Genomic DNA, 26,514 nt, shown 5'->3' on the forward strand with positions numbered 1-26,514 from the left:
CGGTTTCTTTTGTAACCGTTTTAAGTCAGTTGACCTGATTTTCAAAAGTTATTTCCAGTGATATGACAAAAATGCATCAAAAAGAGTGATGGACCGCTTCATCCATCACTCGTTGCCATACTATTATTTCCGCTCAATCTCGACATACTTATACGAAATATCCGTTCCGACATTGTGGCGGGCAAGATGTGTGACTTCCGTGTTTTGCAGGAAAGCATTCTTCCGTTGGTAGACAGGCGAGATCGCTTGATCGTCGAGCAACAAGCTTTCCGCTTTACTGAGTAAGGCAAGACGCTTATCTTGATCGAGTTCACTTTCAGCCTGTTTTAAGAGACGGTCATACTGTTTGTTCGAATAATCCATCATGTTGAACGGGTTACCGGTCGTGAACAAGTTCAGGTATGTCGTCGCATCCTGATAGTCCGGCGCCCAGCTCGCGAGTGACAAATCGTAGTCTCCGCGTCCTTCACGGACGAGACGCTCTTTCTTCGGTAGCGACAACAGTTTGACGTTGACGTTTTGTTTCTTCAACGCGCCTTGGATATACTCACCGATTTTTTTCGAGACATCGTCATCTTCGATCAACATCGTCAGCTCAAGGTTTTGCTTCGCCAGCACTTTGTTCGCTACTGCTGCATTATATGATGATTCGATTTGACGCGCGCTATCGTATTTCGGATCAAGTTCTTTCGGTACGATGTAATCCGCAGGCAGTGATCCGTTTCCGAGCAACGTTTCCGTCATCGCTTTTTTATCGTACGCTGCGTCGATTGCTTGGCGTGTTTTCTTATCCTTCAAAGCATCCGTTTTTTCGTTCATCCGGATGAAGAACATCCGCGAATCGCTGAACGTGTTGTACTCTTTTTGATCCTTGTACGTGACGACGTTCTCCGAGTTGAGTGGTGCGACATCGAGTTCCCCTGACTCGAACAGGTTGATCGCAAGCATCGGATCCTTGATGATCTTGACGTCGACTTCGTCGATTTTGACGTTCTTCCGGTCTGCATACTCAGCGTTCTTCGCGAGCGTATAACCTTGCTCCGCTTGATATTTCTTGAATGTGAACGGTCCGTTGTAGACGTTCGTCTTTGGATCCGTTCCGAACTGGTCGCCTTCAGCTTTGACGATATCTTCCCGGACCGGCATATAGGTGCCGAACGTCGTCATGCTGAGGAAGTATGGTGTCGGACGTTTCAACTCGATTCGAAGTGTCTCATCGTCGATCGCTGTCGTTTTTTCGACTGGCTCGAGCAAGTAAGCGAACGGTGAGTTCGTTTTGATGACACGCTCAAATGCATAACGGAAGTTCTCTGCTGTGACGGGCTTCCCGTCCGACCATTTGGCATTCGGGTCAAGCTTGAACGTATAGACTTTTCCGTCTTCTGAGACGCTATGTGATTTCGCTGCCGCCGGAACAAGTTCGTTGTTCGCGTCGAAGCGATAGAGTCCTTCGTAGATTTGGTTGAAGATGTTTGATGTGATGGCGTCTGCCGGGTCAACCGACAGGAGGTCGTAACTCTCCATCGTATGCAGGACCTTTTTGTCCGTTTGTTTGTCTTCTGCTGGTTCTGTCGTTGCACATCCTGCTAATAGGACTGCCGTACTCGCCGCTGCGATCAATGTCTTTTTCATGTGTAGTGCCTCCTGAGAAATATGATGAGCGTTGGATGATTCGGCATACCTTGACGTACAACAAAAGGCGCCCTCTACGCATAGCTAACAGCTAATGCATAGAGGACGCCTGTATCCGCGCGGTGCCACCTCTGATTGAGACGAAAAATCGTCTCCACTTGTCGCTGGTCCAACAACCAGCTAGCCCGGTAACGGGGGCAACCGTCCTGTCTACTCGAAGGTTCAACAGGCTCTCAGCGGTCCATTCTCGTTCAGCTTACCGTGTCAGGCTCTCACCATTCCTGACTCGCTTGGTCGGCAGTGTTGACGATACTTACTCCGCGTCGTCGATGTAATTGATATGGCTTAACTTGTTGTTTACTTTACACGGCTTGTTTTTCGCTGTCAACGAAAAAAACTCAGAACGGGTGGTCTTCTTGTTTTTCTTGTTCCCGACGGACCGGTCGTGGTTGAATCGGTTCGACGTGTTTGACATGTGTTCGTGTAACGATGCGGTTATTGAGTGTTGCATCGACCAAAATCGTGATCGCTGCTGCCATGTGTAAGAACATCCCGACGACGGGAATGACACCGACCGTTGATGCGACGATCCCGACGATGTTCCCTTTTGAGACATTTCCAGCACGTGCCGTCAATACGACGACTACGATGTGGAACGCAAGCATCAACCACAGGGCATTATAACCTGAGAAAATGACGATTGAACCACCTAAAAGCGGAATCCCGAGCACCGCTTCCATTCCACCTGATACCCACTTCAACGTCCGCAATGAATCCTGTCGACTCTCCATGACGTCGCCTCCTCTTTTTTTCCATATGTTTAGTATACGACGGATTGCAGAAAAGGTTCCAACGTTTTTGTTTAGTTTGTAAAATAACAAAAAAAACGATCGACGACTATACTCAAGTCTTGCTCCCTTTCCTCAGGCGAGACACAAGCCGCGACTCTTTCGCTTCAAGCGAAGAGCCGGGTCTTGTTTGTCTCCGACAGCGCAACTGCGCTTTTTCCTGTAGGAGTGGAGCAACTTGAGCATCCAGCATGCACTGGAATATCCGTCAATCGCTCATTATTTTAAACTGCCAACACATGAAACTGATAGCCACGATGGACGACGAATCCTGCCTCTTTATAAAGATCAAGCGCCCGGTCGTTATCCGTCTCGACGTCGAGCTCAAGTTGTGTCCGACCTGTCCGGAACAACGCTTGAACCATCAGCTTCAGCATCTTCTTACCGTAACCATTGCCTTGTGCTTCCGGACGAACCGCGAACGCATGAATGCTCGCTTGCGTATCAGAAGCAAGGTAAGCACGGATGACGCCGACCGGTTTGCCGCTCGCGACACCGATGAACGTAATCCGATCATCAGATTCGATTGCTTGATAGATCGACTCTGCTTCTTCGTCCGTATTCCCGAACGATTTACCGAGCGTCTCGACGATGAACGGACGGTCATCCGCTGTCGCTTCACGTAATTCGAAATCCGGATCTGCTTTTAAGAACAGCTGCGCCTTCTTCAAGATCATGTTGTACTCCGTCATCCGGTACTCGGCGCCCAACCCTTCGAGGACGGCTTGACCTGACTCACTTGCGTCATCAATGACGAACGTGAATGCTTCAACGCCTGCTTCCTTAGCACGCGCGCGTGCCGCTTCAACGAGTGCCGTGAAGATGCCCTGTTTCCGGTAATCCGGATCGACAAAGACATTCAATTCCCATTCCGTCGGTAAGTACGCGAACGCTTGTAAGTACCCGACGAGTTGCTCGCCATCATAGATTGCAAAATCATTCTCGCCGACCCAATCGGCTGCGACCTTTAATTCAATGCCATCGTGATCGTTGACACATTTTTCGAGTTGTAATACATCTGTTGTTTGTTTGACGTCTGTGACGTTCCATTCCATAATTCACTCACCTCATTTTCAACTATACCGAACGAATAAAAGAAGCACTAGCAAAAGCTAGTGCTCATTGCAGTTTGAATGTCTTCATCATCTGCTGGACGTCCTTGACGATCAAGTTCTCGATCGTTTTTTTGCCGACAGCGCCTTTGACGGCCTCCGTCGGTAAGACGTAGTAGTACGTTTTGCTACCTTTCGTCCCGAGATATGTACCATATCCGATTTCACGGTCGAACTGTTTTTTCGAGAGCTTCTTCGGCTCGTAGTTTAAGTTAACGAGTAACTGATCCGCGCCCTTAACTTTATAGTATAACGCGAACGTACCACTCCGCGTGACGACACCGTATTTCGATTTAACCGTCTTGTTCTTGACGAGCTCGACTTTATCTTGTTGAATCGCCTTTTTCAACGCGTCCGTCGTCTTGACCGTATAGCCGAACGTCTTGTTCGCGACGACTCCTTTGCTATATGTCACGTTACTTGCAGCAAAACCCGTCACCGGAGTCAGACATGCTCCGAGTAAGACTCCTGTCATTGCGATTCGTTTCATACTGACTCCCCCTAAAATGATTGATAGTAATGAATTCCCTTTTGTGAAATAGGTAAACTCTATTCTCGAAAAAGATTTGACGGAATTGTCTAAATTTCTTACGATAAGGATAACGAAACGAAATGGGGTTAAAGCGATGACTGAACAAGAACAATTAACGCAAGAACAGCTCGATAACTTGCTCAAGAATGCGTTTGCAATGCAGGTTCCGATCCTCGAGAAGTTCATGAAGGATACACACGATCGTTATGCACTCGCAACGACGTCGTTCAAGCGTGACATGGAAGCAATGAAAGAGACGGAATGGCATCAGTTCTTCGCTAGTAAACTGTTACCACACTTCTTCCTCGAGCACCTCGGATTCGGGGCATCGTTCCGCTTCAACGGACACGATAAGGAAGTCGATCTTCCGGAAAACGTCGTCCCAGTCCGTAATGATGCCGATGAGCAAATCGATAAAGTCGTCCTTGGGGTCAAAAAGGCGATGCAAGATGAGCACATCAAGAACCATGATCTCGTCGCGAACTTCTATAAGGAAACACTCGAACTCGCGTGCCAGATGGGTAGCCGTGTCGGGATGAGCGATGAGTTCTATACGCTCGTCAAACCAAGTCTTGTTCATGCGAACGAAGGCGAATGATCTTTAACTTCTACCAACATTAATAGGAGAACAGTTTCTGTGTGATACGGAAACTGTTCTCCTTTTTCGTGTCCCTATTTCAGAACGAAGTAGCTCATCCGCGACTCCTACAGGAAAAGAAAGTGCCAATAGCACTTTCGTCAGGGACTAGTAAGACCCGGCAGATGGTACGGAGTGCAAGATGCCGCGGCTTACTCCCGCCTGTGGAAAGCAAGGATGACGGAATCGTTCGTCAGAATCCCCTACCATTCTATCCCCTCAAAATCGAACGTAGAACACCGCTCCCCCACCACTTCGGTCGCGAACACCATAGTCGAATTGATGACTATCGAGAATCATCCGACTGATTGCAAGACCAAGTCCATGTCCGGCACTGCCTTCTTGTTTGACGTAGACGTCCCAGATCGTCGCCCGGTCTTCTGCCTGAACTCCCGCTCCTTCATCCTCGACCGTCAATTCGTCATGCGTTAAACGAACCGTGACCGTCCCGTCGACGGGTGAAGCAAAGCGGGCGTTCATCAAGAAGTTGATCAGGACGCGCTCGAACATGCGTGGATCAAGGGACTGCCTCACCGGTTGCAGCTCCGTCGCCAGTGTCAGTCCTGCCTGTGTGAACGTTCCGCGCAGGCGTTCGACTGTCGCAAGCACGAGTTCATCAAGTGACACATCCGTTTTTTCAAGCGGCATCCGTCCACCGGCAAGCTTCGAATAAAGCAACGTTTCATCAATCAAATGACCGAGTCGATCCGTCTCCTCGATGATACTCGTCGTCACGTCGGGTAGTTCGGCAACGGGAATGACACCTGCTGCGAGCGCCTCGGTCTCGTTTCGAATGATTGCGAGTGGCGTCCGCAAGTCATGGGTGATTCCGGCGATGAACGTCTTTTGCAGATGATCCTTTTGTTTGAGCTGTGTCTGCATCTCATCGACGGCGTCAATCAACTCCCCGACTTCATCCTTCGGTCGTGCTGGCAGGACGACGTCCGTTTCACCAGCACCAATCTTTTGAGCGACGGATCGAAGCGTCACGATTGGTCGTGTCAGGTGCCGTCCCATATAGTACGCGAGTAAGGATGCCAGCAACAGGGTCACAAGTAACGCGAGTCCGATCGCGAGATAAACACCACTCAGCGCACTACTCGCTAGTGGTGCCTGTCGGACCGTCGTGATGCGTGTGCCGTCAACCGTCAACTGATACGTCAGCAATCGTTCGTCTTGCACTTCAATAACATCTTCCTTCTTGAGATTATCAAGAAGTGGCAACCGCCCCGCCGGTCCGCGCGCTCCAATCCGTTGCGTCAATCCATCGGTCGTTAAAAACCCTTGAATGTCACGCGGAATCGGCGTGTCGGCTTCAAGCGCTTGTTTAATGATGTTCGCTTCCCGCGCGAGTTGATCGTACCGTTCACCTTCTGCAAATCGATTGACGAGGAACGCCGTCAAGACGAAACTAAGAACCCCCATCACGAGCAACGGACCGACGACAGCGTATAAGAATTTCCGCATCAAAGGACGTCGTTTCATTCGATCGCCTCCAATCGATAGCCAACCCGGTGCACCGTCTTCAATTGTTGTTTAATGACAGGCAACTTATCTCGCAATTGTTTGACGTGCGTGTCGACGGTCCGGGTATCGCCTCCGAATGCGTAACCCCAGACGTCATCAAGAATCTGATCCCGGCTCAGTGCCTCCCCGAGATGTTCGATGAAGTAAAGCAACAGTTCAAATTCCATCTTTGCGAGACTGACTGCCTGTTCTCCCGCTTTGACTTGGCGTCCCTTCTCATCGATCGTCAAGTCACCGAGCACATGGCGGGCGACCGGACGGACTTTTAATGCCCGTTCGAGCCGGATCGTCAATTCCTTCAGGACGACCGGTTTGACGAGATAATCATCGGCACCGAGTTCGAGTCCGAAGACACGATCATCTGCCTCCCCACGCGAGGTCATCATGAAGACGACCGGCGGCTGAACTTGTGATTTGATACTTGGCACGAGCGACCAACCGTCACCGTCCGGCAAGCGGACGTCGATTAAGACAGCGTCAAACGTTGTCGTTAAGCACTGTTTCGCCTCTGCTAACGAACCGGCAATCGTCACCTCATACGCATGGTGACGCAGGAAGCGTGCCGTCACCTGCGCTAATTTTTGTTCATCTTCAATCAATAGTACATTCATGGTCATCCCTCCACTCCTAGTGTAGCGCCTTTTTGTCCAGATTTTCCTTTCTTCGCAGTTTCTTTGCAACTTCCTCACAACTTCTCTTTCGTGACCCTCTACCATAAAAGGTGAAAGGAGTGATCATCCCATGACATTCAAAAAACAATGGATCACTGCATTGACAATTAGCGCATTAACCGTCGGAGGCGCATCCGCATATGCTGCGACGAACGACGACTCGAGCACGACAAAACAAGCGAAACACGGGCACCACTTCGAAGGTATGAAAAAACACGACATGACGTTACTCTTGAAAAAATTGAATCTGACACAAACTGAGGCAGATGCTGCCCGGGAGAAAGGGCAATCAATCGCCGATCTCGCAAAAGCAAAAGGGATCTCGTTCGCTGATTATAAAAAGGCAGAACTCGCAGCAGCGAAGGAACAGCTCACTAGTCTCGTTAAATCCGGTGACTTAACACAAACGCAAGCAGACGACATGTTGAAGCGCCAAACGGAACGCTTCAGTGGCGTTAAAAGCTATGATGAGTTAAAAGAGAAGATGCCGATCGGTCGTCACGGTGGACCTGGTTTCTTCAACGAATCGTTGATTGCTGACGTCCTGAAAGCACTCGGACTGAGTCAGTCGAAATTCGATGCAGCGAATCAATCGCTCGCTGCTTATGCGAAGGCACAATCGATCAAGTTCGCTGACTACAAAAAAGCGTTGCTTGCAGCGCAGACGAGTGAACTCAATCAACTCGTCAAAGACGGGAAGATGACGAAAAAACAAGCAACGGAAATCAAGTCTCGTCTGACCGAAGAATATAAGGACGCGAAGAGCTACGACGATCTTCCGGATCGCGGCGAACACGGTAAGCGTGGTGACCATGGACCGGGTGGTGTCTTCGGTGACTCGACGTCAGCAATTTTAAAAGCACTCGGACTCGATGAAGCGAAATTCAAAGCAGCGGATCAATCCTTGCCTGAATTCGCGGAAGCGAACAAGATTGCTTACGCCGATTTCGAGAAAGCCGTCCTGACAGCACAAACTGCTGCGATTGATCAACAAGTCAAAGATGGCAAGCTGACAAAAAAACAAGCGAAGCAGATCAAGGAACACACCCAGTCACGAGCGGATGCGGTTTCAAGCTACACTGATTTGAAAAAAGGACCAGAGCGCGATGGTCATGGTCGAGGACACGGAACTGGTCCGGGTGGTGACATGCCGGGCGCACCGGATCAAGGACCGGATGCGGATCCGAATGCGAGTGCTACATCCGTCGATTTAGCGATTTAAGATTTAGACCGAAGCTCTTTCATGAGAGTTTCGGTTTTTTTGTGTTCGGTTTAGGACAGATGTCTTTTAATCATGATTTTCATATACTGGTTCACTTTTTTGAAAAATAAGTCTATTCCTTGAACGAAGGTTGCAATTTCCATTTCCTACACCCGATACTAGAGAGAGAACGTTAGTATCGTAAGGAGGTGACGTGGATGGCTTTTCATGAAGCGATGAATCGGATTCGTCAATCCGACACAGCCCCACTCTATATCGGTGGACTTGAAGTATCCCGTCCGGAAACGGCGGAAGCCTTCTTTCAACAACAGACAGATGCAATTTTTTTATTTGATGCCTCTGGCACAATCATCTATTTCAACGAACAGTTACGGGACATGCTCGGCTATTCCGCTGAGACGCTCTATGAGCACTTTGCTGTCTTCAATCCACCTGATCAAGTCGAAGCGGTGACATCCTTTTTCAATCGTGCGCTACATGGTGAGACCGTTCATTATACGGCACAAGGACTTCATGCCGATCAACACCGGGTCACGTTGAAAATCACGAACATGCCGGTTGAACAAGACGGACAAGTCATCGGTGTCTATGGGGTCGCGCGTGATATCACACGTGAAAAACAACTCGAAGCGGACGTCTCGTCCATTCGCTCCCAACTTGAACTGACAGAACAGATCCCGGAACTCGTCGTCTTCCACTTTGATGTCAACACACAAATGATCGAGTTCTCCCCTGCGTTACTCCATTTTTTAGGGCTGTCGGAAACCGATGCAACGACGCTAGATCAAGCACAATTATTTAGTCGGATTCATCCACGTGACTTCGATCCGCTCCGGTTCGAGATGGAACGTTTGATTGCGGGTGAAAAGGAACGTTTTGAAATGGAAGTCTCCCTGCTGACCGCTGACGATACCTATCAGCTGTTGCGCTTGAAAGCTTTTCACCGTCCCCATCATCCAGACCATCTGTCGGTCGTCCTCTACGATTTATCGGAAGTCGATGAGGCGCGACGTCAACTCGTCACGGAACGGGCACAGGCACGTGAAATCTACGAAGCCGTTAATGCCGCAATCTCACAAATCGACTTGTTCTCGGGACGAATCCTCTTTCACTCACAAGGATTCCTGCACATCTTTGAAGAATTACCGCAGGATTTAATTCTCAGTCGTGAGTGGTTGTTCGAGCGGTTGGACGTCCGCGATCACGCGGCGATGAAACAGTTCATTAGACGGTTGGTCGACGGTCAAGCTGATACGATCCAGTACCGCCTTCACTTCCCGGATGGTCGCGTCAAATGGATTGAGGATCAACAGATCCCTGTCTTCCAACTGGACGGTACGATTGCCTATACGAATAGCATCATGCATGATATCACGCTTCAAAAAGCGTACGAGGAACGATTGCGGCAGCTCGCTTTACGTGACGCCGTGACACATCTGCCGAACCGGCAAGCACTCATCGAAACGATTGACGCGTGGCAAGAGAAGAATCAATCGTTCTTCGTCCTCACTGTCTCCTTCAACCGGATTGCTGAGATCAATAATGCCTTCGGACATGGCTCCGGTGATCAGTGGCTAAAAGGAACGGCTGCCTTATTACAACAAACAAAGTCAGATGGAATGTTTCTCGGACATCTTGGTGGTGATGAGTATGCCTTGCTCGTACCGACAAGCTTTAAACAGGATGTGACGGCATGCGCTGAGGCACTACTCGATCTATCGGAAACACCGATCTCGATCGAACCATACGCCTTGTTCGCACGTATTTCCGTCGGGGTCAGTCGTTATCCGGAAGACAGTACGGACGCCGTCGAATTATTGAAGCATTCCTATACCGCCTTACGACGATCGCGTCGTGAAAATCACAGTACGATACACCACTACGCATCGAATCTCGATATCGATTATTACCGGCGCTACCGGCTCGAGCAGGACTTACATTACGCGATCGAACGTAATCAACTGTTTCTCGAATATCAACCGAAAGTCGACAGCTGGACAGGAAAGATTGTCGGTTTAGAAGCGTTGATTCGCTGGCAACACCCGGAATGGGGACGAATTCCACCGAACGATTTCATTCCGCTTGCCGAAGAGAGTGCCTTACATGTCGCAATCGGAGACTGGGTCGTCGAGACGGCGTGTCGTTCGATGCAAGACTGGAAGGCGACCGGAGCAGAGCTTGTTCCAATTTCCGTCAACGTCTCGCCGAAACGATTCTTGATCCCCGGCTTCGAACACCATATCGAGCGGATGCTCTCAACGTATCAGCTCGCACCTGAATTACTCGAACTCGAAATCACGGAAGCGGCCTTGATCATGGATGACCCGATGACGAGTCGGACACTTGAATACGTCAGTCGGATTGGTGTTCGAATCGCACTTGACGACTTCGGGAAAGGCTACTCCTCGATGGTCTATCTGCAACGGTATCCGATCAACGTCATCAAGATTGATCGACAGTTCGCGACCCACATCACGGATGACGCCAAAGCCCAAGCGATCGTCAAAAGTATTCTCTACATGGCAGGTGAGTTCAATCTAACGGTCGTCGCAGAAGGTATCGAGACGCTCCGTCAGCTCGATACGTTCCGTACACTCAATTGTCCGAGTATCCAAGGCTATCTATTCAGTCGCCCGGTTCCAGCGGACGTCATGGAATCGTTCCTCCTGCGGGAGATTTTGTATCCGATCGAAGCCTGTTCCTTGTCGAGCGATACCATCCCCCGTTTTTCCGTCTCTGGGAAAGTTCGCATGCTGACACATCATACCCAGTCGTTCGAACTGCCCTTCTCAGACATTGAAGCGCATCAAACGAGTACGCGGGCACTCTATTTTTCGTCGAAGACGTTGTTACCGTTGTCGGACGCAACGTTTGAGATTCGCTTGAGTGAAGGAGTTCAACTCGTCTCCTGTACGGTGACGATCACCGGACAACAAGATCATCAATACATCGGTGAATATACAAATCCGATCGAAGCAGAACAGATCATGCGTTTCTTCCAGTCGTTACGTTATCGCCCTTGACCTCTCCACGAAGACGTTCACACACGTCTTCGTGCTTTTTTGTTATAGTAATCCTAAAGCGTTTTACTATAGAAGGGAGGAATGGCATGCAGTCACCACTACCTACGAAACATCATCGTCGCTCTACGAAAGGTCAGCTTTTTCGACGATTACTGATGCTGACGATCGGTGCCATCATCTTCGCACTTGGACTGAAAGGATTCCTTGTTCCAAATAACATCATCGATGGCGGGATCGTCGGAATCTCGATCATCGGCTCAAAGGTGACGGATACGACGCTCGCTTTGTGGCTGTTCTTCTTGAACATCCCGTTCATCTTTTTCGGCTATAAGCAGATCGGAAAGACGTTTGCCCTGTCAACGTTATATGCGATCTTCGTCATGGCAATCGCAACGAAACTTCTCGAGCACATCGGTCCCTTGACGAGCGTTGATCTGCTCGCGACCGTTTTCGGTGGCTTAATTCTCGGAATCGGCGTCGGGATCGTCATCCGTTCGAGTGGATCACTCGACGGAACTGAGATTCTTGCTGTCTCTTTCAGCCGCTCGACACCGTTTTCAGTCGGTGAGATCGTCATGTTCTTCAACGTCTTCATTCTCGGTGCTGCTGGATTTGTTTTCGGTTGGGATCGAGCGATGTACTCGTTGATCACCTATTTCGTCGCCTTCAAGACGATTGATGTCGTCATCGATGGACTCGATCAGTCGAAGAGTGTCTGGATCATTTCGGAGAATTATGAAGAGATCGGTCTTGCAATCATGGATCGACTTGGACGCAGCATGACGTATTTAAACGGAGAAGGTGCCTTCACCGGCGACGGCAAAAAAGTCATCTTTTGCGTCATCAGTCGCCTCGAGGAATCAAAACTCAAAGATATCGTCCGTGACTTCGATGAGCAAGCCTTCATTGCGATCGGCAACATCCATGATGTCCACGGCGGTCGCTTCAAGAAAAAAGATATCCATTAACCGAACGAAGGGAAGGAACGCGGGTGTGGAAAAAACATCGTAAGAAAATCATCGGCGGCGTGATCGTCATCGTGACGCTCGCTGTCATCGTTGTCATCGGGATTTCCGGTTATGTCGGATCATCGTTGACGCAACCGGAACGCGAAGCCTTGACGACGACACCCAAAAAAGCAGAAGGACTTGACTATGAAGATGTCACCTTCCGTTCTTATAAAGACCGGACACGTTTGTCTGGCTGGTGGATGCCAAGCGAAGATGCGAAGTTGACGATCGTTTTCGCTCACGGCTATGGCAAGAACCGGGAACAAGATGATGTTCCTGTCTTCCCGCTATTTAAGAAGTTTCACGATGCCGGATACAACGTCTTGACGTTCGATTTCCGAGGATCGGGTGAATCGGACGGGAAACGCGTTACGGTTGGTGCCAAGGAACAAGATGATCTACTGACAGCTGTTCGTTACGCGAAGTCACGTTCTTCAAAACCGGTCGTCCTCTATGGTATCTCGATGGGCGCAGCAACATCACTCGTAACGGCACCGAAAGCGGATGTCGTCGGTGTCATCGCCGACAGCCCGTTCAGCGACTTAGAGAATTATCTCGCAACGAACCTGCCCGTCTGGAGCGGGTTACCGAACTTCCCGTTCACACCGATCATCCTTGAAATCACGCCACCGTTGACAGGTCTTAATCCAGAACGAGTCAAACCGGTCGAAGCGGTCCGGCGCATCGAGTACCCGATTCTGTTGATTCACGGGAAGGATGATGATGCGATTCCCGTCACGGAAAGCATGAAGATCCAAAAAGCTGCACCGCGCTCGGAACTCTACGTGACGGAAAACGGCGGACACGTCCAGTCATACGCGCATGACCGGAAGGCGTATGAAGATAAAGTGTTGACCTATCTGTCTGACTTGCATTGATGGAAGGAGAGACACATGCAACAGCTATCTGTGTTCTTGACCTGGTTTGTCGCTTTGACGGTGATGACGATCGGACTACTCGTCTCCCGTCGCGCCGGCTATCGTTTGCCCCATGGACGGACGATCGCTTTGATTTGGACGGGTTCTGCCTTGATTGGACTCGCTTTTTATCTATTACGTTAAAAACAGCCGCCCACTTCCTTGACGGAAACGGGCGGCTGTTCGTTTGTACTTATCGTTTTAGTACGGCGGCGCCGACGATCTTCAAGACTTCCGGACGACTCAGTTTTTCTTTCCCTTTTGCAAGGGCATCCAGCGTTCCATGTGCGAGTGCAAGTGGAATGTGACAGAATTCATAAATCGTCGTCTCCTTCGGAATGGACGCAAGGTACGCATCGGCTTCTGCAAGGTTCTCACGCGCATAGGCGAACATCGTATCCGTCGTCCAACCAGGTGGGAAGTAGCCGACACCACGCTCCGCATCTTCCTGTTGGTTACGAAGGATGTTGACGGCTTGCAGACCACGACCGAATCCGATCGCTTGCTGTTTATCGGTGACGATACCAGCCTTCCAGTACCAGATGTCGGATAACATGACACCGACAAGTCCCGCGACATAGTATGTGTACTCATCAAGATCCGCTTCCGTCTCGACCGTCCAGTCACGCTCAGCCCAGACCGCCATGCCTTCTGCCATCTCAGCCGTCGAATCGAGCACTTTCGGACGAATCGCAGCCGGACAATAGGCGATCCACTCCGGTAGACGGAGCGTCACTTCTGGTAGATGTGCCGTATACGGCGCAATCAATTCAAGATAGGCGGTAGCGGAAAATGTGCCCCGCATCAACAATGCCGTCTCTCGGAGCAACATCGTCTTGACGTCCGTCGCCAAGTCTTCATGATCTTCAATCTCATCGATGGCGCGCATGCATAGATAAGCAGCACCGACCGCTTCCTGTAAGTCTTGCGATAGTCGACTAATCGGGATATAGAAGGTGCGACTCGTCGCTTTCAATACTCGGTTCGCGTCTTTTTTCAGCTGCTTCGTCTCATTCATTCCTGACAACTCCCTCTTTGGCTCAAAAGGTTTCTTTTCTCTCCATTACTATACACGATTCAACGCGTTTCAGCATTCGTTTCATGATAAGAAAGACTCCCTTTGCGCTAGATTCAGGCAAAGGGAGTCTTTTCATCCTCGTTTGAAGCGTATCGTTCACAAGAAAAATACGTTCCAATGACATTCAAATGGAATCATTTTTCCTGTTGTTTCAAGAGTTGTCCGATCAACCCTGTGCTACGGGAGGCTTCCGTGTTCTCTTCTTGGATCGACAAGTAGACTTCCTTCCGATGGATGTCGACCTGTCGCGGTGCCTTGATACCGAGCTTGATTTGATCGCCTTCAATCGCAAGAATCGTCAGTTCAATGTCGTCACCGATTTGAATCGCTTCTCCCGTCTTTCGTTTGAGTACGAGCATCAGCGACCACCTACTTCCGTCAAGCTACCGATCAGATGACGATTCGTATATGTATCGTCTAAGATGATTTGTTTCGCGAGTCGTTGTTTCGTCTCCATGACGAAGGGTGCCCGTAAGTTCGTCGTCGACGTCGTGAACGGATCTCGCAACGTGACCGTCGTATAGACAGCGACTTGCGCCGTATCCTCAATCCCGAGCTGCTCTTTTGCTGCGTCCGGTAACTCGAAGACGTATTCCGGATCAATCCAGAACGGGTTCGTCACGACGAACGCACACTCCGGCTGATCAATCGATTGAAACGACCAGAACGGTACGCCCTCTCCGAACGGGAGCAGGATGAAGCGCTTCGCGTCCGGAAAACCCGGTAATTCGGACGCGAAAGTAATGATTTCCGTCTCGTCAATCGTGATAGTTCCAAAAAAATCGGTTTCGATTTGCATGTCGTTATCCTTCCCCGTCGAATATGCCACCAACCGGCCACATATTCAATTGATTTTGTTCTTGTAAGAAAATCTCGACCTGTCCGTCTTTTACGGTCAGCTCCGGTTGATGCGTTTCGACATCGATCTTCGGACGATTCGCGGTGTAGCTCAATCGGACTTCCGCCGGTGTAAAGGTCGTCTTGACCCGATCGAGACTCCGCGGGATGAATCCGAGTGTCGTCACTTCGGCAGGCGGTGTGTCGTTAACTCTTGCAATCCGCGCGACCGTTCCCCCGCCCTGCTCGATCCGCATCAGTTGATCCCCTTCCGAAGCTCTCTGCGCGACCGCTTCCTGTCCCTTTTGTCGACCGTAAGCAGCGTACTGCCGAACGGACTCGAGCGCAGGAACACGCCCCATCTCGATCCAGGCTTGTGTCGAATCGATCTCAAGACGTGCCGCGACGGTTTCAATCGACAGTTCCCCGCGGGGCTGTTCGATCGAAAGGGAGGCAGGTGTCTGCTTCTGCTCGATTTGCGGACGTGTGATATTCATCCCGATTCGTGCTGCCGTCTGACGCATTTCAAGATGTGGAAGATTCATCTGCCTTCACCCCTTATCGTAGGAAATCGAGTAACGTCGGTTGAATGATTCGTGCTCCGGCGCTGAGAGCCGCTCGGTGTAACGTTTCGTACGACTTCAGTTCCATGATGACTTTTTCCGCCTCGATGTCTTCGTTATCCGACATGACCGTCTTTGCGATGATTTCCTGATCCTCGAGCCGTGACGTGTTCAAATCCATCCGGTTGACCCGTGCCCCGAGATCCGCACGCGTCTCGACCGTGCCGTTGACCATCTCATCGATATCCTTCAACATACCGGATAAAGCAGCTCCATTATTGTCAGCATTCGTCCCTAGGGCATCGTAGACTTTTTTCAATGTCTGGAACGTTCCCGGTCCAAAGACGCTAAGTGGCGAGATGTTGACTTGGACTTCGATACCGGAAGAGACTTCATATTGAATTGATTCCGTCTCCTTGCCCGTCGGATCCCCATCCGTGAAGACACCGTCAACAGGACCTGAAGCACTTGCTAAGTAATCACGCAATCCGTCCATCGAGACGAATTCCGTATCCGTCTTCGTCCCGTTGAAGATGCCTTTTTCATTGTATTTCGTATTCGCGAGCGTCCCAATGTGTTCAATCAATTGACCGACTTCGCTCTGGATCGCTTTACGTTGTGTCGCATCATACGTATCCGTCGCCGCTTGTGTCGTCAACTCACGAATCCGACTCATCGCTGATGTGACTTCGTTAAGGGCAGAATCCGTCAAGTCCATCCAGCCCGTTGCTTCGCTGGCATTTTTCTTGAACTGTTCGACTTCTCGTACTTCCGTCCGGTAACGCACGCCCTGCATCGCAACGACTGGATCCTCAGACGGACGTTGAATCTTCTTCCCACTGATCAATTGTTCCTGAAGCGTGCTCAAGCGCTGATAGCTTGAGGATAAGTGCCCGATATTCGTTTTCGTCAACATCGTTTGTGTTACTCTCATCTATTCATCACCGTCCTACGAGTCCCATACCGTTGATGATTTTATCAAGCATCTCATCGACGGTCGTAATATTTCGTGCTGCCGCATTATAAGCGTGTTGATACTGAATCATCATCGTCATCTCTTCATCGATCGAGACGGCAGACATCGACATACGGCGTTGATCCGCACTTTCCATCAAGACAGCGGCACTCTTCCCAAGGCGCGCGACTTGTTCGGTCGAGACTGCCATGTTGCCGATGACGTTTTGATAGAACGAGCCGATTGTCGTCGTCGTGTCCGACTTCGTAAACGTAATGCTTGCCGTCTTCATCTTCGCTAGTTTCAGCGCACCTTGGCTGTCACCGATGTTTCCGTCCGTCGACGTCGCGATGTTATCGAGACTCGCTTTGATGTCCGTACCGACAGAAATCGTTGCTGCCGTGATGTCGCCACTTGTCGAAGCAAAGAACGCATTCGATCCCGCTGTCCCGTCTTTTTTCAAGTTCGTCGCGTGCGCGGCGTTGAACGCATCGGCGAATGTTTTCGCCATCTCATCAAGTTGACTCTCCATCTTGACGTATTCCCCGACGGCTTGACCGTTTCGTTCTTGCCCGTACATCTCGATCAATCCTGTCAAACGACCTGTTGAGAAACCGCCTAGCTGATCGAACGTGTAGGTTTGTGTATCCGATTTGAAGCCTGTGTATAGTCCTTGATCGTTCGTCGTGAAGGTTAGTGTCCCTGCTTTCGGTAAGTCGGAGTCGACCGCAAGCAGCTTGTCCCCATTCGGAAACTTGATGTTGACGTCAATACGTCCTTCTGCATTGCGTAACGCATTCCCCATCTTCCCTGTTTCGATCGCCTGAGCGTCTACCGTCACTTTTTCGAAATCGACATATTGAGCAAGTTCATCAAAGTAGCGATCACGTTCATCATAGAGCGCGTTCGGCAAGGTACCGAGCGGTTCGACGACATGGATTTCCGTATTAATGTTATGGATTTTTTGCAAGAGATCATTGACTTTTTTCGTCGAGACATCCATTTCACTTTTTAAGTCTGATTTGACCTGATTGATTGCCTTCGACATGTAATTGAAGGTCTGTGCGAGCGTCTCTGCTTTTTGCCGGACGACACTGCGCGCACCCGAGTCCTGCGGATTCGTCGACAAAGTCTGAAGTGATTCCCAGAATCCGTCGAATGCCTTCGCAAGACCCGTATCCGACGGTTCATTGATGATATCTTCCATCCGTCCGAAAGCTGCTTCCTTCGTGCCGTAATAGGAAACCTTCGTCACTTCATCCCGGTATTGCTTATCGAGCATGATGTCACGAATCCGCTCGATCATTTCTCCGCGGACACCCGTTCCGACTTGACCATTTCGCCCAGATCCAAGCGATATCGAAAGCTGTTCTGTTGTTCCCATGACGAGACGCTGACGAGAGAATCCTTCCGTACCGGCGTTCGCAATGTTATTTCCAGTCGATTGCAGGGCCCACTGGTTCGTCGTTAATGCCCGACGTCCTGTCTCAAGCCCCATGAAAGTCGATCCCATCCGTATTCCTCCTTACGCGTTTCGGTTAAAGTGTGTCTGGTTCAGTGCGGACTGACCATATGTGAAGTCGTCTGCTTCTGGAATCAAGAGTTGCAGATGCCAATCCAAATAGTGCAACGATTGCTCGAGCAACTCTGCGTTCAGTGCATTCAGCTGCCGCAACTGACCGATCGTCTGCAACAATGTCCGGAGTGAGTCGACATCTTCCGGATGCGTCTCGATCCATTCGGTCATCGTCACGCTCCCCATGAGTGTAAGTCGTTCTTGCTCTAATGCTTCAATCCGCTTGATATGTACCGGTTCTTCCTTGACGATTTCAGACAAGCGACGCATGTCGTTTGCAATCAAGACGTGCTTCTTTTCTTCTGCGAGCGCGAGCAATTGAGCGTGCGCCTCGTTGAGTTGATTGATGAGTTGCATTCGGTTTCTCCTTCCGAATTAAAAAGGTTCCATTCATATAAAAAACGACCCGCGCATCCGTGCCCCGAGTCGCCTCCATTTTCTACGATGTTCCGCTTACAGGTTCAAGAAACGTTCCGCGATTTTTTTCGCGTCCGGTTTATAGGTTCCATCCTGGATCGCCTGCTTGAGGGATTCAATCTTTTCAGTCCGTGACGTCTGTGTCTCATTAAAACGCGCGCGCGCTTCTGTTGAGATACTGACTTCGTCCGGACGGTTCGTGCGTTGGTTTTTTGTTCCTTCTACTGATTGAGTTCTTTCGTACGTTTTGGGCATGTTCACCCATTTCGTAGAATCAATTCGCATGTGAACACCTGCTTTCTAGACTACTAGATTCTTAGTTCAAGTCCGATACGTCCTTGGTTTCGAAGAGTCAGAAGAGTCAAGCATCGCCTGGGCGAGGTCACGTCGTAAACGATCACGACATGCGGCACAAATCGTGCCTTCACGGGAGGGCTTCCCGCAATTCTCACACATGATTTCCATTTGGGAAATCTCGGAGATCAATAAGCGCCCTTCCTTGATGTAACGGAAGACGGTATCTCGACTGACACCCGTTCCGATCTCGACATCTTTAGGTGAAGTCCGGATTTTTCGTCGTTCTCGCAGAAATTCGCGCACCTTCTCAAAATCCGTATGATCCTTTCGTATGCAATCAATACACAGTTCTGAAGATTGACGCACGACTAACTTTCCGCAAGATTTACAATTGATGACATCCATTTCTTTCACCTCATACAGAGTATCGGCAGGATTGTCGCTTTCTTAAACACTTCGAAATAAAGTTACAGCAGAAATTTCTTTTGCGCCTGCCTCCTTCAGTCGAAACATTGCCTGCCGAAGAGTCACACCTGTCGTGTAGACGTCATCGACGAGCACAATGTTCTTCCCTTTGACGTCATTTGTCACGCAAAACGGATTACTTCGCGCAAGCCGAGCCTGTCGTCCTGCCTTACTTTGGGCAGGACCCTCCAAACGATTCAAATACGGCGCGATTTTCCCACGCATCTGGCGTGCGATCAACTCCGCTTGATTGAAACGACGGTCTGCGAGACGCTCGGTGCTTAACGGTATCGGAACAAGAACAGCTTGTTTGATTTTTACCTTCTTCAAGTCATCGGTAAACATCTCAAGCAACGCAGTATCTCCGAGAAACTTGAACCGACGCATGAATTCCTTGGCTGCATCATTGTACAGATAAAGAGGTGTCGTCTGGAGGGGCAGCCCTTGTTGCCGCCACACCGTACAATCTGAACAGCATGGCGAACCCGGCTTTCCACAATCGACGCATTCCCCTCTTTTTACAAACTTTATTTTACAGGTCGGACAGGTCACTTGCCTAGTCCAGAGATTTCCGAGTTCCCAACTAGGTAGATAGACCTCTTGACAGAATAAACATCGATTCATGGTTGCACGGCATTCGCTTTTTTAATGTGATGGATCGCTTCATACATCGCATCACTTCGGTCATTGGCGCAAAATAAAATGTCACCATCCGGATACGCCGACGATCGTCCGACACGTCCGCTGATTTGAATCAAGGCTGCCGTACTGAATCCTTGATCGGCATCAAGAATCGCAACCTGGACGTTTTCGATCGTCACACCCCGCTCTAGAATCGTCGTTGTCAGTAAGATTCCTGTCGATTGTCGAAAGCGTCGGACCTTCTCGACTCGTTCTGAATCCGCGGCATGGACCGTCTCGACGGTATAGCCTGCATCTGCGAATCGGTTCTGCCATCGCTCAAGCTCCGCAATACGCGAGACGAACACGAGCCGTGGTACAGCAGCATGACGCGCCAACCAATCGAATACGATCTGTTCGGTATAAGGTACGACGAGCTTTGGTACCGGTAACGGATACCCGTGATAGCGCCGCATCAGTCGGACTATCGGAAAGCGTCGATGCCAAAACGAAGGGGTGGCGCTTAATAAAATCAAGGCAGCGTCTTTCGTCATCGCTCGTTTGACGTACCGGTGCAACGTCCGGTCCATTCGGTAAGGGAAGGCATCGACCTCATCCAAGAAGACGACATCGAAACAATGCCGGTAATGAATCAATTGGTGTGTCGTACTGACCGTGATGTCACCTAACTCGAGACGCTCCGACGAACCACCGTATAAAGAGACAATGGACGTATTTGCGAATGCTCGCTTCAAATGCCCTGTCAATTCCCGGACGACATCTGCCCGAGGCGCTGCGACAAGAACACGTCGTCCGTTTGTAAGGGCGTCGGCGATTCCTGGAAAGAGCATCGGTGTTTTTCCGGCACCACACACGGCATGGACAAGAAGTCGTTTCGGACGCAAGACGGTCTGCTGGATTGCTTGTGCGATGCGCAATTGCGCCGGCGTCAACAACAATGGTCCGTGTTGCGACGGGATCACTGGATCAAGCGCCTCCAAATCCGTCACGAGCCTCCCGCAGCTTCGCAATTTGCCATAAGCGAGACATTTTCGACAATAATAACAGGCTTTTCCACATGTACAGGCACCTCGTACTGGTAGTGCGCCACACCGTTGACAACGCCATGTCACGGCTGGCATGTATCGATATGTTTCGTTTGGTGTATCTATCCATTCAGCAGGTACGAGTCGTCCTCGAAGATCCATCATCATGACCTCTCCTTTCTGTGACGTTCCTTTCTCGCATATGCCTGGTATCTCCTTGTCCGCATACGTTCCTGCTCCATCGCTTTTTTCCTCAGTCAATTTAAGAGAATAGCGTACATTATGCCTCTAAAAGTCCTCGTAAGTAGAATCATTCATGAAAATCGAGGATTTTGACAAAACAAAAGCAACAAGTATTCTCAATGTAAGAGAATTCCTGTTGCTCATCTGTTTTATCGGTTATGTTGTTCATTCCGCTGCATGATACCATGTGATACCAATTGCACCAGGTCCGAGGTGGGTCCCGATGACGGGTCCGAAGAAGCTCATCTCGATGCGCGCCTGCGGGAAAAGTGCCGTTAGTTCGGCAATTTCTGCTTCTGCTTTCATAGAATCCTCAGCATGGATGACACCGATGACATATCCTGCTCCGTCCCCTTTGATGTCTTCCTTCATCATTTCCTCGATTCGATTGACCGCTCGCTTGAACGTCCGGATTTTTTCGAACGGAACGATTTTCCCGTCGATGAAGTGAAGGACCGGTTTTATCTTCAGAAATGAGCCGACGAATGCCTGTGCGACACTCAAACGTCCACCACGCTGAAGGTGGGCTAGATCGTCGACGACGAAGTAGGCTCGAATCTGTTTTTTTAATGTCTCCAGACGATCAACGATCGTCTCTGCCGTCGCTCCTGCATCTCGCAAACGAACGGCTTCTTGGACGAGAAACGCTTGCGGCATACAGGAAATACGTGAATCGATTGGATGAACGTTGACATGCTCCACCATCATGTTGATCGTATGTAACGCTTGATACGTTCCACTGATTCCACTCGATAGTGTGATACCGATGATATCCGTTCCTTCCGGCAATTGCTCGAACGACGCAACGAGATCACCGATGTTCGGTTGTGATGTCGTCGGGAGGCTGCCCGTCTGGATGCGTTCATAAAATTCAGCTACTGAGATGTCAAACCCTTCTCGATAGGCGTCACCGTCGAAGATGACACTAAGTGGTGCGACGTGCACTTGATGTTCTTCACAATAGGTAGTTGGCAGATAGGCTGTGCTATCCGTTAAGATCACAATCTGGCTCATCCGTGAATTTCCTCGCTTTTATAGTTCCGTCGTGACGCTGCCGAATGTGACACGCCACAATCGTTTTTAAGTGTAGCATTTTTCCTTGGATAAAAAAAGAAAGACGGAAGCGGGAGCTCCTGTCTTTCGAGATATTAGACGACGACCCATCCACGGCGGATTGATTCGACGACGGCACCAGTACGGTCCGGTACATTCATCTTCCGAAGGATCGATGAGACGTGGTTCTTAACCGTCTTTTCACTGATGTATAACGTATCGCTGATCGCGCGGTTTGAGAAGCCGTCCGCCAGTAACTGTAAGACTTCGCATTCGCGACGTGTTAGAACGTGGAGCGGTGCTTCCGCGACTCGTTTTTCAACAGGATGTGATGCCATCGTTTGTTTCATCTTCATCAAACGACGATATTCCTGTAACAAGTTCGGTGTGACCTTCGGATGGACGTAGCCACCTTCGCGGTATACGGAACGAATCGCATTGACGAGCTCATCGGTTGCCATTTCCTTTAAGAGATAACCGACTGCGCCGGCACCAAGAGCATGCATGACATACGTCTCATCATCATGAATCGATAAGATGATGACACGGACGTCCGGATAGACTTCCATCAGACGTTTTGTTGCTTCAACACCGTTGACTTGCGGCATGTTGATATCCATTAAGACGATATCCGGTTGATGGGTTTCGACGAGCGAGATGACTTCTGCTCCGCTTTCCCCTTCCGCTACGACGACGAATTCTTCTTCAAAATCAAGAATTCGTTTAACGCCTTCGCGGAATAACTGATGATCGTCGACGATGACTACTTTCACTTGCTCGTTGTTCACAGTGTTTCCCCTCTCGCTTCGGATTCCTCGATTGGAATCTTGACCTTGATGACCGTACCTTTTCCGGGCTGCGTCTCGATATCGAATTCACCATCGATCAATTCGATCCGTTCACGCATACCAACGAGTCCGAATGACTCGTCGCATGATGCGACGATGGAATCGAAATCAAATCCAACGCCATTATCCTTCACGTGGATTCGTACGGAATGTTGATATTGTTCTATGATAATACGAATGTCACTCGCTTTGGAATGCTTTACTGCATTTTGGACAGCTTCTTGGACGATTCGGAAGACAGCGACTTCATACGTCGAATCGATCCGTTCACCGCCTCCAAGATAGTTGAAGTGAACCGGAATATTCGAAATTTCTTGAATATGACGAAGATAACGCTCGAGCGTCGGAACGAATCCGAGATCGTCAAGCGTCATCGGACGTAAATCGTATATGATACGACGGATATCAGCAAGCCCATCCCGAATCAACGTCCGTAAACGGTGAATCTCTTCAAAAGCTGCCTCTGCCCCATTGTGCTGGTGAATCTTTTCAATCAAATCTGCCCGGATCAAGACATGGGCAAGCGTCTGTGCCGGACCATCATGCATATCGCGCGACAGCCGGCGGCGTTCATTTTCGGCGGACTGGAAGACTTTTAGACCCATCTCCTGCTTTTGCATCGCCTTTTCATATTTTTCATTCATCATCTGCATATCGTCCGTCAAGAAGTTCAAGACGACCGAGACACGTCCAATCAATTGATCTGCTCGTTCTATCGTCTCATCGAGCTGAATCAGTCGGCGTTCGAGCTCATCACGTCGTTTTCGGCAATTCATCTCGTCTCGTTGATTGATGAAAGATTCGAGCTGCAACGCGTTTGCAGTCTCATAGGCCGACCGGACATCCTGTTCCGAGTAGCTGTCGAAGTTCTTACTGACGACGACGAGTCGCGCCTTCGCATCCTTGATGTGCCGTTCAAGTCGTTCTGCTTCTTTTATATAGTCGTGCACCCGAATCTTCAGGTCGCGTAGTTCTTGCTGAATTTCGGCATACTGTTCGCGAGAACTTTCCGTAATCCGGACGATTTCTTCCCGACTCTCCTCTACGACGCCGATGATGTTCTGTACGATATCATTCAAGGATAGCCGCTCCCTCATCTCATTCGTCATGGTACTCCCTCCATTCCTTGCCAGTCGTCTACGGTTGTCTCTCTCTTGGAACGTCGTTATGCTAGAAAGAACTAGTTAACGAGGAGGACATTTTTGATTATGACATTATCTAATTATTATACAGTAAAAGAAAACGGTTTCCACGAAATCATTATCCAAAAGTCACGATTCATTACCTATTTAGCGCGTGCAACGACGGAAGAACAAGCCCAGGCGTTCATTTCCGAGCTGAAAAAAAAACACCACGATGCGAACCATAATTGTTCCGCCTACGTCATCGGTGAACGCAATGAGATCCAAAAAGCGAATGATGACGGTGAACCGAGCGGAACGGCCGGTGTTCCAATGCTTGAAGTATTGAAAAAGCGAGACTTACGCGATACGGTCGTTGTCGTGACACGATATTTCGGCGGTATCAAGCTGGGTGGCGGTGGATTGATCCGCGCTTATGGTTCGAGCGTTTCTGAAGCACTGAACGCAGTCGGCGTCGTCGAACGGATCGAACATACTGTCGTCTCCGTCACCGTCGATTATACATGGCTTGGAAAACTCGAGAACGAACTGCGGGCAAGCGTCCATCCAATTGATCAGATCCATTACCTCGATCAAGTCCAGATCGACGTCCTCGTCAAGACAGCCGATGTTCCGGATTTTCTCGACTGGATGACGAATATGACGAATGGTCAAGCTGAGTTGTCAAGCGGCTCTACACGCTACCTCGAACGTGACATTATTTCCTGAACTGCTATACTGATTGTAAAGAATTTTAAAGTTTTTCAAAAATTCAGATAAAGTTAGGAGTTAATGAACGTGGAAGAGCGAACCCGAAGCAATAAAAAAAAGATAAAGAAAAAACGTTCTTGGTTCAAAGTGTTCGTGATCAGTTTTCTTATCGTGCTTATTGGCGGAGGGGCGACCTTCGCGTATGTCGCGTACAAGACATTTCAGACCGCAAACGACTCAAAAGTCGATTTAGCTCGTGGGGACAAGTCTGAGAAACGAAAAGCTGCGATTGATTTGACGAAAGACCACTTTTCTGTCTTGCTTGTCGGAACGGATGAACGACCTGGCGATACCTCCTCACGTGCTGACACGATGATCGTCGCGACATTCAACAAGAATGATCAGACGGTCGATATGGTCAGTATTCCTCGTGATTCACTTGTCCAGATTCCTTCGGTTGGTTATGAAGATAAGATCAACCATTCCTATGCCTTCGGTGGCATCGATTCAACGATTGAAACCGTCGAGACATTACTTGATATCCCCATCGACTATTATGCCTCGATCAACTTCAACGGTGTCGTCGCGATCGTTGACGCCTTAGGTGGCATCGATGTCGACGTCAAATTACCAATCGATACGCTCGACTCATCCGATAAGCGCAATGGCGTCAAATTGGAGCCGGGGAAACAAACGTTGAACGGGGAGGAAGCACTCGCTTATGCCCGAATGCGTTATCAAGATCCTGAAGGTGATATCGGTCGAACAAAACGCCAACAACAAATCGTCGAAGCAATCGTCGATCAATCCACCTCATTCGGTTCCATCACGAAATTGAACAGTCTGATGGATGCGACCGGTGATAACTTCAAAACGAACATGTCGTTGACGGAAGCATTCCAATTGCAACCATTCATCAAAAAAATCGGTTCGATCAACCGGATTGATCTAAAAGGAACGGATACGAAAATCAACGGCGTCTACTACTACCAACTTGATCCGACTTCACTTGCGGATGCAAAAACGACGTTGAAGGAACAGCTCAATCTACCGACTGATGAGACAACGGACGGCACGACGACGGAGGCTGCAGATGATTCGGTCACTTCAACCAACTGATCATACGTCACTATTAGACGTTCAGCGCCGCGCTTATCAGATTGAAGCACGATTACTCGAAACTGCTGATTTCCCGCCATTACGCGAAACGATTGATGACATCAACATAGAGGCACCGACTGGTTTTGTTTATGTTATCGACGATAACATCACTGGTGCTGTCACGGTTGACGCTCTGACAATCACCCGTCTCGTCGTTGATCCGGCATACTTCAGGCAAGGGATTGCACAATCTTTGTTGCAACATCTATTCGAACACAGTCACGTAAAACATGTCATGACTGGCGCGCGTAATCTTCCCGCGCTCGCTCTTTATGCTCGCTTCGGCTTCACGGAAGTTCGACGCGTATTCCGCGATGAGATTGAACTCGTCTTCTTGACGCGCATGTGACGTCTAATTACAAAGCAGCAGTGGACAAATGTCCGCTGCTGC

Annotated in this window: 29 protein-coding genes and 1 other annotated feature; of the genes, 9 read left to right on the forward strand and 20 right to left on the reverse strand. The window is 49.6% G+C overall.

All coding sequences use genetic code 11. The features are described 5' to 3' along the window. Positions 1-123: 123 nt before the first annotated feature. From B2U10_RS03390 to B2U10_RS03405, 4 genes are all read right to left on the reverse strand, one after another. Positions 124-1,632 carry a peptide ABC transporter substrate-binding protein gene (locus tag B2U10_RS03390; RefSeq protein WP_290785596.1) on the reverse strand — a complete coding sequence of 503 codons (1,509 nt, stop codon included), beginning with the start codon at positions 1,630-1,632 and terminating at the stop codon, positions 124-126. Positions 1,633-1,730: 98 nt separating this feature from the next. Further along, positions 1,731-1,968 (reverse strand) — a binding site (T-box leader). Positions 1,969-2,030: 62 nt separating this feature from the next. Next, positions 2,031-2,423, reverse strand: a complete 393-nt coding sequence (locus B2U10_RS03395) for a hypothetical protein (RefSeq protein ID WP_290785599.1) — start codon at positions 2,421-2,423, stop codon at positions 2,031-2,033. Between the two features lie 281 nt (positions 2,424-2,704). Beyond that, on the reverse strand, positions 2,705-3,535 hold the full coding sequence (locus tag B2U10_RS03400; protein WP_290785601.1) for a GNAT family N-acetyltransferase: 831 nt from the start codon (positions 3,533-3,535) through the stop codon (positions 2,705-2,707). A 64-nt stretch (positions 3,536-3,599) separates the two neighbouring features. Continuing rightward, positions 3,600-4,082 carry a hypothetical protein gene (locus B2U10_RS03405; protein ID WP_290785603.1) on the reverse strand — a complete coding sequence of 161 codons (483 nt, stop codon included), beginning with the start codon at positions 4,080-4,082 and terminating at the stop codon, positions 3,600-3,602. 136 nt (positions 4,083-4,218) lie between these two features. Between B2U10_RS03405 and B2U10_RS03410 the strand changes: the two genes are divergently transcribed. After that, positions 4,219-4,722: a hypothetical protein gene (locus B2U10_RS03410; RefSeq protein ID WP_023469278.1), complete on the forward strand. Its 504-nt coding sequence runs from the start codon at positions 4,219-4,221 to the stop codon at positions 4,720-4,722. A gap of 258 nt (positions 4,723-4,980) precedes the next feature. Here B2U10_RS03410 and B2U10_RS03415 read toward each other — a convergent pair whose 3' ends face one another. After that, the gene (locus B2U10_RS03415) at positions 4,981-6,246 is read right to left on the reverse strand and encodes a HAMP domain-containing sensor histidine kinase (RefSeq protein WP_290785605.1); all 1,266 of its coding nucleotides are present in this window, start codon (positions 6,244-6,246) and stop codon (positions 4,981-4,983) included. Then, on the reverse strand, positions 6,243-6,899 hold the full coding sequence (locus B2U10_RS03420) for a response regulator transcription factor (RefSeq protein WP_290785608.1): 657 nt from the start codon (positions 6,897-6,899) through the stop codon (positions 6,243-6,245). Before B2U10_RS03420 ends, B2U10_RS03415 begins: the two co-directional genes overlap by 4 nt. A 130-nt stretch (positions 6,900-7,029) precedes the next feature. On the opposite strand from B2U10_RS03420, the gene B2U10_RS03425 reads away from it, so the two are divergent. The 5 genes from B2U10_RS03425 to B2U10_RS03445 all read left to right on the forward strand — a co-directional run bounded on the left by B2U10_RS03425 (position 7,030) and on the right by B2U10_RS03445 (position 13,275). Continuing rightward, positions 7,030-8,181, forward strand: a complete 1,152-nt coding sequence (locus B2U10_RS03425; protein ID WP_290785611.1) for a hypothetical protein — start codon at positions 7,030-7,032, stop codon at positions 8,179-8,181. Between the two features lie 197 nt (positions 8,182-8,378). Continuing rightward, the gene (locus B2U10_RS03430) at positions 8,379-11,204 is read left to right on the forward strand and encodes a sensor domain-containing protein (protein WP_290785614.1); all 2,826 of its coding nucleotides are present in this window, start codon (positions 8,379-8,381) and stop codon (positions 11,202-11,204) included. 86 nt (positions 11,205-11,290) lie between these two features. Then, the gene (locus B2U10_RS03435; RefSeq protein ID WP_035410093.1) at positions 11,291-12,172 is read left to right on the forward strand and encodes a YitT family protein; all 882 of its coding nucleotides are present in this window, start codon (positions 11,291-11,293) and stop codon (positions 12,170-12,172) included. Between the two features lie 23 nt (positions 12,173-12,195). Next, entirely contained in the window at positions 12,196-13,092 is an 897-nt protein-coding gene (locus B2U10_RS03440; protein ID WP_290752469.1) for an alpha/beta hydrolase, read from the forward strand. A 15-nt stretch (positions 13,093-13,107) separates the two neighbouring features. Beyond that, positions 13,108-13,275: a hypothetical protein gene (locus B2U10_RS03445; protein WP_290785617.1), complete on the forward strand. Its 168-nt coding sequence runs from the start codon at positions 13,108-13,110 to the stop codon at positions 13,273-13,275. A 49-nt stretch (positions 13,276-13,324) separates the two neighbouring features. Here the strand turns inward: B2U10_RS03445 and B2U10_RS03450 are convergent, their stop codons facing one another. The 14 genes from B2U10_RS03450 to B2U10_RS03515 all read right to left on the reverse strand — a co-directional run bounded on the left by B2U10_RS03450 (position 13,325) and on the right by B2U10_RS03515 (position 24,239). After that, the gene (locus tag B2U10_RS03450) at positions 13,325-14,149 is read right to left on the reverse strand and encodes a squalene/phytoene synthase family protein (RefSeq protein ID WP_035410098.1); all 825 of its coding nucleotides are present in this window, start codon (positions 14,147-14,149) and stop codon (positions 13,325-13,327) included. A 194-nt stretch (positions 14,150-14,343) separates the two neighbouring features. Continuing rightward, a complete protein-coding gene (gene csrA, locus B2U10_RS03455; protein WP_035410102.1) occupies positions 14,344-14,568 on the reverse strand; it encodes a carbon storage regulator CsrA in 225 nt (74 codons plus the stop codon). Next, positions 14,568-15,008, reverse strand: a complete 441-nt coding sequence (fliW, locus tag B2U10_RS03460) for a flagellar assembly protein FliW (RefSeq protein ID WP_056063060.1) — start codon at positions 15,006-15,008, stop codon at positions 14,568-14,570. Before fliW ends, csrA begins: the two co-directional genes overlap by 1 nt. 4 nt (positions 15,009-15,012) lie before the next feature. Continuing rightward, entirely contained in the window at positions 15,013-15,591 is a 579-nt protein-coding gene (locus tag B2U10_RS03465; protein WP_290785620.1) for a DUF6470 family protein, read from the reverse strand. 13 nt (positions 15,592-15,604) lie between these two features. Then, positions 15,605-16,543, reverse strand: a complete 939-nt coding sequence (gene flgL, locus B2U10_RS03470; protein ID WP_290785623.1) for a flagellar hook-associated protein FlgL — start codon at positions 16,541-16,543, stop codon at positions 15,605-15,607. Between the two features lie 7 nt (positions 16,544-16,550). Then, entirely contained in the window at positions 16,551-18,077 is a 1,527-nt protein-coding gene (gene flgK / locus B2U10_RS03475; RefSeq protein WP_290785626.1) for a flagellar hook-associated protein FlgK, read from the reverse strand. 12 nt (positions 18,078-18,089) lie between these two features. Continuing rightward, positions 18,090-18,497 (reverse strand): flagellar protein FlgN, encoded by a 408-nt coding sequence (locus B2U10_RS03480; protein WP_290785629.1) that lies wholly within the window; start codon positions 18,495-18,497, stop codon positions 18,090-18,092. 96 nt (positions 18,498-18,593) lie between these two features. Then, positions 18,594-18,842, reverse strand: coding sequence for a flagellar biosynthesis anti-sigma factor FlgM (gene flgM / locus B2U10_RS03485; RefSeq protein ID WP_035410118.1), 249 nt, complete (start codon positions 18,840-18,842; stop codon positions 18,594-18,596). A gap of 36 nt (positions 18,843-18,878) precedes the next feature. After that, positions 18,879-19,157 (reverse strand): hypothetical protein, encoded by a 279-nt coding sequence (locus B2U10_RS03490; protein WP_155960182.1) that lies wholly within the window; start codon positions 19,155-19,157, stop codon positions 18,879-18,881. A 144-nt stretch (positions 19,158-19,301) separates the two neighbouring features. After that, positions 19,302-19,778: a ComF family protein gene (locus tag B2U10_RS03495; RefSeq protein WP_290783399.1), complete on the reverse strand. Its 477-nt coding sequence runs from the start codon at positions 19,776-19,778 to the stop codon at positions 19,302-19,304. A 161-nt stretch (positions 19,779-19,939) separates the two neighbouring features. Beyond that, the gene (locus B2U10_RS03500; protein ID WP_290785632.1) at positions 19,940-21,151 is read right to left on the reverse strand and encodes a helicase-related protein; all 1,212 of its coding nucleotides are present in this window, start codon (positions 21,149-21,151) and stop codon (positions 19,940-19,942) included. A gap of 243 nt (positions 21,152-21,394) precedes the next feature. Beyond that, positions 21,395-22,243: a DegV family protein gene (locus tag B2U10_RS03505; RefSeq protein ID WP_290785635.1), complete on the reverse strand. Its 849-nt coding sequence runs from the start codon at positions 22,241-22,243 to the stop codon at positions 21,395-21,397. A gap of 134 nt (positions 22,244-22,377) precedes the next feature. Next, positions 22,378-23,070, reverse strand: a complete 693-nt coding sequence (locus tag B2U10_RS03510; RefSeq protein WP_290785638.1) for a response regulator — start codon at positions 23,068-23,070, stop codon at positions 22,378-22,380. Next, positions 23,067-24,239, reverse strand: a complete 1,173-nt coding sequence (locus B2U10_RS03515) for a sensor histidine kinase (protein WP_029342538.1) — start codon at positions 24,237-24,239, stop codon at positions 23,067-23,069. Before B2U10_RS03515 ends, B2U10_RS03510 begins: the two co-directional genes overlap by 4 nt. A 99-nt stretch (positions 24,240-24,338) precedes the next feature. Here B2U10_RS03515 and B2U10_RS03520 point away from each other — a divergent pair, with 99 nt between their 5' ends. The 3 genes from B2U10_RS03520 (at position 24,339) to B2U10_RS03530 (ending at position 26,472) form a co-directional block, all read left to right on the forward strand. Further along, positions 24,339-24,980, forward strand: coding sequence for a YigZ family protein (locus B2U10_RS03520; protein ID WP_035410134.1), 642 nt, complete (start codon positions 24,339-24,341; stop codon positions 24,978-24,980). A gap of 69 nt (positions 24,981-25,049) precedes the next feature. Further along, entirely contained in the window at positions 25,050-26,081 is a 1,032-nt protein-coding gene (locus B2U10_RS03525; RefSeq protein WP_290773061.1) for an LCP family protein, read from the forward strand. Next, entirely contained in the window at positions 26,056-26,472 is a 417-nt protein-coding gene (locus B2U10_RS03530; RefSeq protein WP_290785641.1) for a GNAT family N-acetyltransferase, read from the forward strand. The genes B2U10_RS03525 and B2U10_RS03530 overlap by 26 nt, the downstream gene beginning before the upstream one ends. Positions 26,473-26,514: the final 42 nt, after the last annotated feature.

This window comes from Exiguobacterium sp. UBA7533 (assembly GCF_002479335.1).
Lineage (GTDB): Bacteria > Bacillota > Bacilli > Exiguobacteriales > Exiguobacteriaceae > Exiguobacterium_A.